Annotated in this window: 13 protein-coding genes; 7 read left to right on the top strand and 6 right to left on the bottom strand. The window is 74.3% G+C overall.

Annotated elements, in window-relative coordinates:
- Positions 1-8: 8 nt before the first annotated feature.
- From ACGFQ9_RS02770 to ACGFQ9_RS02755, 4 genes are all read left to right on the top strand, one after another.
- On the top strand, positions 9-698 hold the full coding sequence (locus tag ACGFQ9_RS02770; RefSeq protein ID WP_393570434.1) for a DUF4389 domain-containing protein: 690 nt from the start codon (positions 9-11) through the stop codon (positions 696-698).
- Positions 699-873: 175 nt separating this feature from the next.
- A complete protein-coding gene (locus ACGFQ9_RS02765; protein WP_393570432.1) occupies positions 874-2,547 on the top strand; it encodes a peptide-N4-asparagine amidase in 1,674 nt (557 codons plus the stop codon).
- 109 nt (positions 2,548-2,656) lie between these two features.
- On the top strand, positions 2,657-3,142 hold the full coding sequence (rraA, locus tag ACGFQ9_RS02760; RefSeq protein WP_393570430.1) for a ribonuclease E activity regulator RraA: 486 nt from the start codon (positions 2,657-2,659) through the stop codon (positions 3,140-3,142).
- A gap of 59 nt (positions 3,143-3,201) precedes the next feature.
- Positions 3,202-3,762 carry a TerD family protein gene (locus ACGFQ9_RS02755; protein WP_393570429.1) on the top strand — a complete coding sequence of 187 codons (561 nt, stop codon included), beginning with the start codon at positions 3,202-3,204 and terminating at the stop codon, positions 3,760-3,762.
- 73 nt (positions 3,763-3,835) lie between these two features.
- On the opposite strand, the gene ACGFQ9_RS02750 is transcribed toward ACGFQ9_RS02755, so the two are convergent.
- The 5 genes from ACGFQ9_RS02750 to ACGFQ9_RS02730 form a co-directional block, all read right to left on the bottom strand.
- Positions 3,836-4,561: a transglycosylase SLT domain-containing protein gene (locus tag ACGFQ9_RS02750; RefSeq protein WP_393570427.1), complete on the bottom strand. Its 726-nt coding sequence runs from the start codon at positions 4,559-4,561 to the stop codon at positions 3,836-3,838.
- A 279-nt stretch (positions 4,562-4,840) separates the two neighbouring features.
- Positions 4,841-5,944, bottom strand: a complete 1,104-nt coding sequence (locus tag ACGFQ9_RS02745; protein WP_393570425.1) for a phosphotransferase enzyme family protein — start codon at positions 5,942-5,944, stop codon at positions 4,841-4,843.
- Positions 5,941-7,053, bottom strand: coding sequence for an NUDIX domain-containing protein (locus ACGFQ9_RS02740; protein WP_393570423.1), 1,113 nt, complete (start codon positions 7,051-7,053; stop codon positions 5,941-5,943). Before ACGFQ9_RS02740 ends, ACGFQ9_RS02745 begins: the two co-directional genes overlap by 4 nt.
- A gap of 168 nt (positions 7,054-7,221) precedes the next feature.
- Positions 7,222-7,572: a VOC family protein gene (locus ACGFQ9_RS02735; protein ID WP_393570421.1), complete on the bottom strand. Its 351-nt coding sequence runs from the start codon at positions 7,570-7,572 to the stop codon at positions 7,222-7,224.
- A 37-nt stretch (positions 7,573-7,609) separates the two neighbouring features.
- Positions 7,610-8,515: a dihydrodipicolinate synthase family protein gene (locus ACGFQ9_RS02730; RefSeq protein ID WP_393570799.1), complete on the bottom strand. Its 906-nt coding sequence runs from the start codon at positions 8,513-8,515 to the stop codon at positions 7,610-7,612.
- Between the two features lie 131 nt (positions 8,516-8,646).
- On the opposite strand from ACGFQ9_RS02730, the gene ACGFQ9_RS02725 reads away from it, so the two are divergent.
- Together ACGFQ9_RS02725 and ACGFQ9_RS02720 are read left to right on the top strand one after the other, a co-directional pair.
- Entirely contained in the window at positions 8,647-9,621 is a 975-nt protein-coding gene (locus ACGFQ9_RS02725; protein ID WP_393570419.1) for a LysR substrate-binding domain-containing protein, read from the top strand.
- 41 nt (positions 9,622-9,662) lie between these two features.
- Positions 9,663-10,748 carry an S-(hydroxymethyl)mycothiol dehydrogenase gene (locus tag ACGFQ9_RS02720; protein ID WP_393570417.1) on the top strand — a complete coding sequence of 362 codons (1,086 nt, stop codon included), beginning with the start codon at positions 9,663-9,665 and terminating at the stop codon, positions 10,746-10,748.
- Between the two features lie 68 nt (positions 10,749-10,816).
- Here the strand turns inward: ACGFQ9_RS02720 and ACGFQ9_RS02715 are convergent, their stop codons facing one another.
- Positions 10,817-11,356, bottom strand: coding sequence for a hypothetical protein (locus tag ACGFQ9_RS02715; protein WP_393570415.1), 540 nt, complete (start codon positions 11,354-11,356; stop codon positions 10,817-10,819).
- A gap of 258 nt (positions 11,357-11,614) precedes the next feature.
- On the opposite strand from ACGFQ9_RS02715, the gene ACGFQ9_RS02710 reads away from it, so the two are divergent.
- Entirely contained in the window at positions 11,615-12,919 is a 1,305-nt protein-coding gene (locus tag ACGFQ9_RS02710) for an alpha/beta fold hydrolase (protein WP_393570413.1), read from the top strand.
- The last annotated feature ends 2 nt before the right edge of the window (positions 12,920-12,921 follow it).

Genomic DNA, 12,921 nt, shown 5'->3' with positions numbered 1-12,921 from the left:
TGTCGGCGATGTTCCCGGATTCCGCTCATCCCCTGCGCGTCGAAGCAACCCTGGATCCCCGGCTCACCCGATGGGCGTGGCTGGTGAAATGGATCCTCGCCATTCCCCACTACGTCGTCCTGTTCGTCCTCCAGATCGCCTTCCTGCTGCTGAGCGTCATCGCGTTCTTCGGCATCCTCGTCACCGGCCGGTACCCCCGGCCGCTGTTCGACTTCAACGTCGGGGTCATACGGTGGAGCACACGGGTCCAGTACTACTCCTCCGCGGTACTGGGCACCGACAGATATCCGCCGTTCACCCTCAAGCACGTGCCCGCCTACCCGATCCGCGTCGAGCTCGCCTATCCCGAGCGGCTGTCCAGGGGACTGGTCCTCGTCAAATGGCTGTTGGTCGCCCCGCAGTTTCTGGTGATCGTGACGTTGGCCGGCAGCGGCTGGAGCCTGTACCGGCACGCCGAGGAGTACAGTCCCTATTCCCCCGGTCTCATCGGCCTGCTGTCCGTGATCGCGGTCGTGATCCTGGCGGTCACGGGAAGGTATCCGCAGGGCCTGTTCGACTTCCTCATGGGTCTGGTGCGCTGGACGCTGCGGGTGTTCGTCTACGCGTTCCTCCTGACCGACAAGTACCCCCCGTTCCGGATGGACTTGGGCGGGAGCGAGCCCGTGACCGGATCGATGCTGAAGCGCGCCCCCGCGTGAAGTCCGGTGCGGCAGTGGTGAGCTGACCCACCGTCCACCGGCCGCCGTCCGTCCACAGGCCGCCGTCCGCCCACCGGCGGGCGGCGGCCGGTGCGGTGTCCGGACCGCGGGATCCGGCCAGGGCGGCCGCAATCCCCTGGCCGGGCCGGGCGGCCCCGCGCTTCACTGCATGCCCATGACACGACAGAGGATCATGGGCGTGCTCGGCGGGCTGCTGCTCGCCGCGGGCACGCTCACGGCAGCGCCCGCGGCATCCGCGGCACCCGCGGAGGTGGCCGCGGCCGCGCAGGCCGCCCCGGCGACCCGCCCCCGGACGGACACCCCCGCCCCGCCGGCCGAGTTCGGCAGCGACTGGCACGACCCGCTCACCGCGGCCCCGCCGGTGCGCCGGCCCGCGACCCGGTCCTGCACCCTCACCCTCGCCGAAGCGCAGTTCCGCGACTTCACCCCGTACCGCGGCGGCTACACCCCGCCCGCCGGCTGCGGGCGTACCGGCGACTGGGCCGCCGTGGTGCTGCGCCTCGACGGCAAGGTGAAGGGCCGCCAGTACGACCGGCTCGGCAACCTCACCCTCGGCGGGGTCGAGATCCTCCGCACCTCCACCCCCCAGCCCTCGCCCGAAGGCATCACCTGGTCCGTGGAGAAGGACGTCACCCGCTACCGCGACACCCTCACCCGCCCGCAGCCGGTCGAGATGCTCATCGGGAACGTCGTCGACGACACCTACACCGGGATCATCGACGTCAAGGTCACCCTGACCTTCTACGCCCCGGACGGCCGAACGCCGCCGGCCGCACCCTCCACCACCCCCGACCGCGTGCTCCCGCTCGCCGGCACCACCCTCACGACCCCGCGCAACACCGAACGCCTCCTCGCGGAGGTCTACGCCACCGGTTCCGGCGGCGGCTGCGAGGAGTACTGGTACATGACCGTCCCGGACACCGCCCCGTACTCCTGCAAAGCCTCCGGAGGCCCGAACCGCGAGGTCCGCATCGCCGTGGACGGCCGGCTCGCCGGCATCGCGGCCCCCTTCCCCACCGTCTGGACCGGCGGCTGGTCCAACCCCTTCCTCTGGTACGTCACCCCCGCACCGCGCGCCTTCGACGTCCAGCCCGTCACCTACGACCTGACCCCGTTCGCCGGACTCCTCAACGACGGCAGGCCGCACCGGGTCGAGGTGTCCGTGGCCGGGGTGCCCGCCGGGCAGGGCGGCTGGAGCACCCCCGTCAACGTCCTGCTCTGGCAGGACGAGGCGCGGACCGTCGTACCCGGGGCGCTGACCCGGCACGAGGCGACGGATCCGGCCAACTCCTCCGCGTACACCCCGGGACCCGGACCGGAGCACCGGCTCGACACCACGGCCGGCCACGCCCTGACCGTCGCCGGATACCTGGAGACCTCCCACGGCCGGATCACCACCACGGTCACCCGGAGCCTCACCCACCACTCCGTCCACCGCTGGACGGACGGGGAGACCCGCGACGCGCTGGACGGGACCTGGACCGACCACGAGACCGTGACCAGCGGCCGGGACACCACCCGCACGCAGCGCACGTACACCATGGACGGCGAGACCACCCTGGGCGCCGACGCCCGCCTGCGCACCGTCCTGGCCCTCGGCGACCGGGCCGACGTCCTCGCCCTGCACGGCGGGCGCGAGACCTCCCGCACCCTGCTCGACCACCGCTACTCGGGCGACGCGACGTACACCACCGGAGTGCCGCGCGACCAGCGGCACGCCGTCGGCACCAGCACCGAGCGGTACCGGTCGCACGGGACCGGAGGCTGCCACGACCGGACCGTGTCCACGGCACAGGGCACGGTCACCGAGGACCGGCTGCGCTGCTGAGCCGGTCCCGTGGAACCATGGGGCCGACCGGCTGTGACCGGTCCGGGTGCCGCCGTCGCCGCCCGGTCCCCACCAGCCCCTGAGGACCCGAGGAACGGAGATCCGCCCCATGCCCATCACCCCCGTCCCCACCGCCGACGCCTACGACGAGCACGGCGAGCGGCTGGCGATCTGCGAGCTGCAGTTCCGGCAGATCGGCGGCCGCCGCGTGTTCGCCGGGCCGGCCCGGACGGTCGCCTGCCACGAGGACAACGCGCTGCTGCGCGAGCTGCTGCAGACGCCCGGCGAGGGCGCCGTGCTGGTGGTGGACGGGGGCGGATCGCTGCGCACCGCGCTCGTCGGGGACCTCATCGCGGGCGCGGCCGAGCGCAACGGCTGGGCCGGTCTGATCATCCACGGCGCGGTCCGGGACAGCGTGGCGCTCGGCGGGCTGGACCTGGGAGTCAAGGCGCTGGGCACGGTCCCCCGCAAGAGCGGCAAGACCGGGGCGGGCACGGTGGACGCGCCGGTGTCCTTCGGCGGGATCACCTTCCACCCGGGGGACACGGTCTACGCCGACGACGACGGCGTCGTGGTGCTTCCGGCCAAGGGGTAGCGAAGCGGGGCCGAGGCCCGGGGGTAGGGTGGAACGCCCGGTCGAGGAGGGGAAGTTCGATGAGCGCACTGCGCAAGGGACTGGCCAAGGTCGAGGTGGCGCTGAAGTGGGACCCGAGTCCCGCCGGAGCCCCGCCGCACGACCTCGACATCGTCGCGGCGGTGTACGAGACGGACGACCGGCAGGGCGCCTCCGGCGGCCCCGCGGCCTCCGCCGGGCCGGCCGCCCCCGCCTACCTGGTGCACTTCGGCAAGCGTTCCCCCGACGGCACCATCACCCTGAACCGGGACAGCCGCACCGGCCAGGGCTTCGGCTTCGACGAGGTGATGACCCTGGAGCTCGACAGGATGTCCGACCGGCTGCGCCGGGTCGTGGTCGGCGTGGTCGTCCAGGACACCGGAGCGGCCCGGACGTTCGGGGACGTACCGGGCACCGCCGTGCGGATCCGGGAGGGCTGGACCGACCTGGTCGTGGACGACTTCTCCGCCGTCGCGGACGCCTCGGCGGCTACCGTCGCCGAGTTCGTGCGCGGGGACGGCGGGGGCTGGACGCTCCGGCCGGGCGTGCGCGGTTTCACGGCCGGTCCGGAGGAGTTCGCCCGGCTCATGGGTGCCGTCTGACGGCCGCGGCCCCGGCCCGGGTCCCGGACCGTTCGATGGTCAGGGCCGGGGCCGGGGCCGGTCCGGGTTCGGCTCAGTAGGGGCCGTTGACGTTGTCGATCGAGCCGTAACGGGCGGCGGCGTAGTTGGCGGCGGCCGTGATGTTCGCGATCGGGTCGTACGGGTCGAGGGACGTGCCCGCGACGTGGTACGCCTTGAAGGTCGGGTCGATCACCTGGAGCAGGCCCTTGCTGGGGATGCCGTTCTGGGCGTTGATGTCCCAGTTGTTGATCGCCCGCGGGTTGCCGCTGGACTCCCGCATGATGTTCTTGTGCAGCCCCTGGTAGCTGCCCGGAATGCCCTTTTCCTTCATGATGGCGAGGGACTGCCTGATCCAGCCGTCGAGGTTGTTCGCGTAGAGCGGGGTGCGCGTCGACCGGTCGGCGCGCACGGCCGGGGCCGCGGCCCGGCCGTCGCCGTCCAGCTTGAGCTTGGTGCCCGGGCGGATCAGTGACGGGTTGGTGCCGATCACCGTCTTGTTGTCCTCGTACAGCTTCTTCCATCCGCCCTTGAAGGAGTACGTGGCGGCGATCTTCGACAGGGTGTCGCCGGGTGCCACGGAGTGCACGGAGGCGGCCTTCGTCGCCACCGTCGCCACCGTCGCGGCGGCGGGGGCCGCGGGGGCGGTGGGGGCGGCGGCCTGTGCGCCGGTCGCACCGATCAGCGGAAGGGCCAGGGCGGCGCCACCCGTGCCGGCGAAGGCGAATCCGCGGGTGAACCGGTTGTTCTTGGGGCGGCGGTGCTTACCTTTTCCGGGCATGGCGCAATTCCTCTGGCATTTGGGGGAACCCATCGGGATTGCGGTGAACCTAAGCGAGTCCGACCTGCCGGAACAAGGCTTCAATTCCCCAATATGACCGGTCTCACTGATCAATTCCCATACGTTATTAATGTGCCGCAGCGGGCAAAACGGACATGTGAATTCATCCCAATTGATCGTGTACGGCCGCGGCTGAATTGATCGTCGGAATGCGGTGGTGTGTCCGGTGGCGTATCCGCCGTCCGGCAATTCCCGGACGGCGGACCTCAATTGGCCGGCCTAACGGCCGAACAGCGTTTCCCGGACGGCCCGTTCCGCCTCCGGAAGCCGCTCCCGCAGGATGCCCGCCGCCCGGTCCCGGTCCAGCGCGTAGGCGCGCAGCGACCGGGTGACCGCCTCCGGCCGCTCCAGCGGCTGCGTCAGCGGATACACCGCCCCGGCCAGGACGCACAGCGCCGCGCGCGGTACGGCGGCCAGCTCGGCCGGCGGGAACCCCGGCCGCGCCGCCCGGTAGGCCGCGACCAGCCGTGCCAGCCCCGACGGCCAGTCCTCGCGCAGCACCACCGTGCGCGGATCGCACCCGATGCGGGCGATCTCCCAGAGCACCGCCCGGGGCGCCGGAGGGCGGAAGTCGATGACGGCGGCGACCCGCTCGTCGCGCAGCAGCAGATTGGGCGAGGCGAGATCGCCGTGCACCGTCTGGACGGTGAGCCGGTCCGGCAGCCCGGCGGCCAGCTCCTCGACGCGGGGCAGCTGCGCGAGCCGCTCCCGGGCCGCCTCGAGGGCCCACGCCTCGAAGCCCTCGCGCGGCCGTTCCTCGTACCGGGCGACCAGCCGGCGCAGCCGGTTCCGCCGGTGCTCCGGGTCGAAGACGACCGAGGGCGGGGCGGTCCGCGGCGGGCCGGCCGGGTGTCCGGCCAGTGCGGTGTGCAGCCGCGCGAGGGTCCTGCCGACCGCTTCCCAGCGGCCGCCGTGCAGCCCTCCCACCGCGGTCTCGGCGTCCTCGACGTACGCGGAGACGGAGACGGCCCAGCCGCCGGTGCCGTTCCCGGCTCCCGTCCGGCGGGCGGGCCCGCGGCTGCCCGAGCCGGGGCTCCGCGCGATCAGCAGCCGGCCGGCCGCGTGCCGTACCTCCGGGACCGGTACTCCGGCACGCCCGGCGAACCGGCCGAGTTCCAGGGCCTGTTGCTCCGCCCGCAGATTGGTGCCGGGGTGATAGCACTTCACGAACCAGCGCCGACCGCCCCGGTCGGTGACGATCCGGTTGACGGTCGCCGTGCCTGCCGGGCCGGTCTCCACCGCGCTCGGCGTCAGCCCGTAGGCCCCGGCGAGGAGCGGGAGCGGGTCGTAAGGCGAGTCCGGCTGTGCCTGGTCCGCGGTCACGACGGCCCGGCTCCTTCCATGCCGTTCCCGGAACGGGAATCCGCCGGGGCCCACGGCCGGCCGGCGTGCAGCTCCAGCGGCCCCGTCCCCTCGCGCAGCGCGGCCATGCACGCCTCGATGCGCCGCCGCAGCTTCGGCTTCACCAGGTCCGGCAGCTCCTCCTGCCCCGCGAGCCGCCATTCCCGCAGCTCGCTCGGGGGCAGCCGGATACGCCCCAGGTCCGCCCCGGTCAGCAGCCCCCCGTCGAAGGTGAACGACACTCTGGCCGGGTACGGGGCATGGCTCGTCCAGTTCACCGCCAGCAGCCGGCCCGGCTCCACGTCCAGGCCCAGTTCCTCCAGCACCTCCCGCCGTGCCCCGTCCCGCGGGCTCTCGCCGAGGTCGCTGTCCACCCCGCCGCCCGGCAGGTTCCACCGTCCGTCCCGGCGGTACGCGGGCTGGACCAGCAGGACCCGGCACTCGCCGTCGGTGAGCAGCATGTGCGCCGCGGTGAACGCCTTGGGCCGGCTGGCCCGGTGGCTGGCCGTGTCCAGCGCGTGCGCGTGCTCGAGTTCCGCCCGCCGCGCCGGATCCAGGGCGGCCGGGGAGCCTGGCTGCGGCACCCCGTTCACCAGGTGCGCGATCGACCCCGCGTACAGCGCGGCCAGCGCCGCCCGCAGCCGTGGCGCGACCCGCTCGGGCAGCAGCCGTACCGCCTCCTCCGGTGTGTGCCAGTGGGCCTCCGCCACCTCCCCGTCCGCGAAGGACAGTCCGGTGGCCTGCTCGTCGGTCAGCGGTCCGACCAGGTGGACGTGCGCCACCAGCGAGCGCCCCAGCTCCCCGGGCGAGCGTGCGTCCACGGCCAGCAGCCGGCCCACCGGCACGTCCAGCCCCAGCTCCTCCTTGAGCTCCCGGGCCAGCCCCTCCTCGGGCACCTCCGTGTCCTCGACCGTGCCGCCCGGCAGCTCCAGCCCCTCCTTGTACGACGGGGTCAGCAGCAGCACCCGGCCCGCACCGTCCAGGAGCACTCCCGTCGCCGCGACCAGCGGGGCGGGCTGCGCCGCGTAGTACGCCCGGACCTCCTCGGGCGTCGGCCGGGATGCGGGCGGCGGGGGCACGGGAACGGGCACGGTGGTTCCTCCGGGATGCGGGGTGACGCAGGTCCAACGCCCGAGCCACCCGTCCTGACACGGTCTCGGGCGGTACGGACGCCCGACGGGTGGCTTCCGCTCACCACCGGACGTCCGCCGGGGCGGCTGCCGGACCCGGCCGCGGCCGGGCGCGCGCCGGGCTCCGGCTCAGCGCCCACGGGCACGCTCGTGCCGGGGCTCGTACAGCCGCAGCACGCCCCCGCCCGGCAGCCGCAGCGAGGTCAGCAGCCCCCAGCTCAGCTCGCTGACCGGCTCGGTGAACTCCACCCCGCGCGCCGTCAGTTCCGCGACCGTCGCGGCCACGTCGTCGCACATCAGGAACAGCTCGTGCGCGCCCGCGCCCTCACCCGGATGCACCGCCACCTCAGCCGGAGGCAGCTCGAAGACCAGCCAACCGCCGCCCGCGTCGACGTGCCCGAGCCCCAGGACGTCGCGGAAGAACGCCCGGTCCGCCACCGCGTCCCGGCTGTGGATGACGACGTGTGCTCCGTTGATCATGTGCGTGTGTCCTCACTCGGGTCGGCCGGTCCCCGGGTCACACCGTACTGATCACCGACTCCGGATCCCGGGTCCGGCGCAGCGCCGCCGCCACCGCCCCGGCGCCCGCGGGCAGCAGCGGAAGCCGTACGTCCGGCGTCGGGATCCGGCCCTGAGCGTGCAGTACGCCCTTGACCACCGTCGGATTGGGCTCCGCGAACGCCGCGGCCGACAGCCGGGCGAGCGCGTGTCCCAGCTGCCGCGCCCGTGCCACCTCGCCCGCCCGCCAGGCGGCTTCGAGCTCCACGAACCGCTCGGTCGCCAGGTGCGCCGAGGCGAGGATCGCGCCCGGCGCGCCCATCGCCAGCATCGGCGAGACGTACGCGTCGTCGCCCGCGAGCACGGCGAAGTCTCCGGGCGACTCCCCGAGCAGCGAGACCGCCTCCTCGCCGATGCCGCCGGCCGCGTACTTCACCCCCGCGACTCCCGGCAGCGCACCCAGCGCCCGGAGGGTGTCCGCGTCCAGCGGCTGCCCCGTCCGGTAGGGGATGTGATAGACGATCAGCGGTACCGGGGTGGTCGCCGCGAGCCGCTCGAAGTGCGCCACCACCCCGGCCGGCGAGGGCCGGACGAAGGACGGCACGGTCACCAGCGCGGCCGTCACTTCTGCCCACCGGCCCAGCCGGTCCAGGGCCTCCGCGCTCGCCCGGGTGTCGCTGCCGCCGGCCCCGACGGTCAGCGGCGCGCCGCGCTCGCGGCAGACCCGGGCGCACACCGCGGTCACCAGATCCCGCTCGGCCGCGTCCAGCGCGGCGGCCTCTCCGGTGGTGCCGAGTGCGACGATCCCGGCGGCGCCGGCGTCGAGCACCTCGTGCGCGAGCCGTTCCAGCGCGTCCGCGGCGACCGCGCCGGCGGAGTCGAAGGGTGTCACCAGCGGTACGTGGATGCCGCGCATGCCGCGCATGCCGTGCGTCTCGGGGGCGGGTCGAGCCCCGCTCGGGGAATGGTCGATGTCCTGTGCCATGCCCACGAGCCTGAGCGTGCCCGACCGTCAAATCCAGTTCACATTCCTTACCCCACGCATAAGCTGAGCCGATGCTCGACGTACGACGCCTGCGCCTGCTGCGCGAACTCGCCCGCCGCGGAACCATCGCGGCCGTCGCGGAAGCCCTCTCCTTCAGCCCTTCGGCCGTGTCCCAGCAGCTCTCCGTCCTCGAACGGGAGGCCGGTCTGCCGCTGCTGGAACGCACCGGCCGCCGGGTCCGGCTCACCCCCGTCGGCGAGAACCTGGTCCGGCACGCCGAAGCCGTCCTGGAACGGCTGGAACAGGCCGACGCCGACCTCGCCGAGGCCCGCAGCGGCTTGGCCGGAGTGCTCCGGGTGGGCGCCTTCGCCACCGCCACCCGGGCCATCGTTCCCGCCGCGCTGGTCGCGCTGGCCCGCCGGCACCCGCGGCTGGAACCGATGGTCTCCGAGACCGACCCGGCCGCCGTCGGCCACGCCCTGCGGGCCGGTGACCTGGACGTGGCCCTGGTCCACGTGTACGACTTCGTCCCGGCCCCGGGGGAACCGGGCCTGGCCACCGAGCCGCTCTGCGCCGAGGCGATGTACCTGGCCACGCCTGCAGTACCGACCGCGCCTGCTGTGCCGACCGCGCCTGCCGTGCCGGCCGCGCCGCCCGAGGAAGAGGGCGGCGCACACGGCCCGGACGCCCAATCGGCGGTGCTCCGCGCCGTCCGGGACGCAGCCTGGATCACCGCCACCACCGGCACCATGTGCCACGCCATGACCGTCCGGGCCTGCCAGGCGGCCGGGTTCACCCCGCGGATCCGCCACCAGGTCGACGACTTCGCCACCGCCCTCGCGCTGGTCGAGGCCGGGCAGGGCGTCTCCGTGATCCCGCAGCTCGGCATCCCGGAGGAGGCCGGCCCCGCAGTCCGCCTCACCCGGCTGCGCATGCAGCGCCGTACCCGCATCGCCTTCCGGCGCGGCGCCGCCGCGCATCCGGCGGTGGCCGCGTTCGCCGCCGCGCTGCGCGATGCCGTACCGCCGGAACTCCGCCCGGAGTAACGTGCGTAGGTCCGGCAGGTCCACGAAGGATGGGGTACGACGTGACGCAGCAGGTACGAGGAGTCATCGCGCGGAGCAAGGGCGCACCCGTGGAGATCGCCACGGTGCTGGTGCCCGATCCCGGGCCGGGCGAGGCCCTCGTCAAGGTCCAGGCGTGCGGCGTCTGCCACACGGACCTCCACTACCGGGAGGGCGGGATCAACGACGAGTTCCCGTTCCTGCTCGGCCACGAGGCCGCCGGAGTGGTCGAGGCGGTCGGACCGGACGTCACCTCCGTCGCGCCCGGCGACTTCGTCGTGCTCAACTGGCGTGCGGTGTGCGGCCGGTGCCGGGCCTGTCGGCGCGGCCGGCCCTGGTACTGCTTCGCCACGCACAACGCCTCCCGGCCGATGACCCTGGAGGACGGCACCCGGCTCTCGCCGGCCCTGGGCATCGGCGCCTTCGCCGAGAAGACCCTCGTCGCGGCCGGCCAGTGCACCAAGGTCGACCCGGCCGCCTCGCCGGCCGCGGCCGGCCTGCTGGGCTGCGGGGTGATGGCCGGACTCGGCGCGGCCCTCAACACCGGGAACGTGGGCCGGGGCGACTCGGTGGCGGTCATCGGCTGCGGCGGAGTGGGCAACGCGGCGGTGGCCGGCGCCCGGCTCGCCGGGGCCGCGCGGATCATCGCGGTGGACCTCGACGACCGCAAGCTGGAGTGGGCGAAGGGGCTGGGCGCCACGCACACGGTCAACGGGGGGAAGGAGGACGTGGTCAAGGCGATCCAGGCACTGACCGGCGGCCACGGCGCGGACGTGGTCATCGAGGCGGTGGGCCGCCCGGAAACGTACGAGCAGGCGTTCTACGCCCGTGACCTGGCCGGCACGGTGGTCCTCGTCGGCGTCCCCACCCCGGACATGCGCCTGGACCTCCCCCTCCTGGACGTCTTCGGCCGCGGCGGTTCACTGAAGTCCTCCTGGTACGGCGACTGCCTCCCGGAACGCGACTTCCCGCTGCTGATCGACCTCTACCTGCAGGGCCGCCTGGACCTGGACGCGTTCGTCTCCGAGACGATCCCCCTCGACGGCGTCGAGGAGGCCTTCGCCCGGATGGAACGCGGCGAGGTCCTCCGCTCGGTCGTCACCTTCTGACCCGGCCGAGGCCCGGCCGGACCCGGCCGAGGCCCGGCCGAGGCCCGGGACGGAGCCGTCCGGTCGGGTCACGGGGTGCAGGAGACCGTGTAGGCGCCGCCCGTGCAGTCCCGGCCGCCGCCCGGGCGGGTGTCGACCAGAACCACCCACACCCCCAGAGCGAGCGCGATGGCCACCAGGAGGGCCATCACGGCCACACACCCGGCCCGAGCCGTGACCGCCTCCTCCCGCCGGGCCCAGCCCTCGGCCCGGTCGCCGAGCCGTCCGACCGCGAGTTCGCCCAGCTCCCGGGCGAACTCGCGGTCGGTGTTCGCCAGTCGGCACACCGCTGCCTCCAGGGTCCGGTCCACCAGGGGACCGTACGGATCACGCTCGAAGGCACGCAGCGCGTCCAGCCCGTCGGCCGGCAGCCGCTCCGCCAGCACCGCCCGCAGCCGCCGGGCCACCGGGGAGGGGGTCTGCGGGTCCTCGTACAGCCGGGTCACCGCCCTCCGCGCCGTCCGTGCGTGCTCCTGGTACGCCCGGTCCCGGTGCTCCGCACCCTGCCGCGCCCGCTCCTGCGGCGTCCCCTCGGTTCCCTCGTCGCCCGCGTTCCCCTCGTATGGCATCCCGGCCCCCTCCGGCCCCGGTCCGGCCCGGACCCCCCTGTCCCGGCCCCCGCCCCAGTGTCCGCCCGGAACCCGGACGGAACCAGAGGAATGCCGGGTTCGCCCCCACCCCGCCGGGCACCCCGGAGCGCGTGATTAGACTCGGCCGGGCCACGGGGTGCCGCAACACCCCGGCCGGACCGCACCCCGGCGGGCAGCCGCAGCCGCAGCGCCGGACGGCGCCACCGCGCGCCCCCGGACCGATCTCAGGGAACCCGCGTGACCACCAGCTACCGCCAGCCCGGCGTCGTCCTCACCGACCACCACTTCACGGTGCCCCTGGACCACGACGACCCGGCCGGCGAACAGATCGAGCTCTACGCCCGCGAGGTCGTCGCGACCGGCAAGGACCCCAGGGACCTGCCCTGGATGGTCTACCTGGAGGGTGGCCCCGGCTTCGGCGCCCGCCGCTTCACCGGCCGTCAGGCATGGCTGGAGCGCGCCCTGCGCGACTACCGGGTGCTGCTGCTCGACCAGCGAGGCACCGGCCGGTCCACCCCCGCGAACCGGCAGACACTGCCGCTCCGAGGCACCCCCGACCGGCAGGCCGAGTACCTCGCCCGCTTCCGCGCCGACTCCATCGTCCGCGACTGCGAGGCCATCCGCCCCGCACTCACCGGCGGCGCCCCCTGGACCGTGCTCGGCCAGAGCTTCGGCGGGTTCTGCACCACCCACTACCTCTCCACCGCACCCGAGGGCCTCTCCACCGCCCTGATCACCGGAGGGCTGCCCTCCCTCACCGCCACCGCCGACGAGGTGTACGCGGCGGCGTACCCGCGCATGGAGCGCAAGAACCTCGCCCACTACGACCGCTACCCGATGGACGTCGAGCGCGTCCGCCGGATCGCCGCCCACCTCGCCGAGCGCCCCGCCACCCTGCCCGGCGGACACCGGCTCACCGTCGAGGCGTTCCAGTCGCTCGGCACCTTCCTCGGCAGCGGCGACGGCAGCCACCAGCTGCACTACCTGCTGGAGAACGCCTTCGTCCGCACCCCCGCCGGGCCCGCCCTGGCCGACGCCTTCCTGGAGGGCGTACGCGAGCGGCTCTCCTTCGCCGGGCACCCGCTCTACGCCCTCGTCCACGAGGCCATCTACGCCCAGGACCCGGCGGCCCCGACCGGCTGGGCCGCCGAGCGGGTCCGCGCCGTGCACCCCCGCTTCGACGCCGCCAAGGCGCTCGCCGGGGACGAGCCCGTGCTCTTCACCGGCGAGACCGTCCACCCCTGGCACTTCACCACCGACCCGGCGCTCGAACCGCTCCGCGAGACCGCCGAGCTCCTCGCCGCCCGCACCGGCTGGACCCCGCTCTACGATCCGGCCCGGCTGGCCGCCAACGAGGTCCCGGTCGCCGCCGCCGTCTACCACGATGACCTGTACGTCGACACGGCCCACTCGCTGGAGACCGCCCGCGCCGTCCGCGGCCTGCGCACCTGGGTGACGGACGAGTTCGAGCACGACGGCGTCCGGGCGGGCGGCCCCCGCGTCCTGGACCGCCTCCTGGCCCTCGTCCACGACGAGGCCTGACC

The sequence above is a fragment of the Streptomyces sp. NPDC048603 genome (assembly GCF_043199475.1).
In the GTDB taxonomy this organism is placed as follows: domain Bacteria; phylum Actinomycetota; class Actinomycetes; order Streptomycetales; family Streptomycetaceae; genus Streptomyces.
Note: the sequence above shows the minus strand (reverse complement) of the source record. Positions and strands in the feature narration are given on the sequence as shown.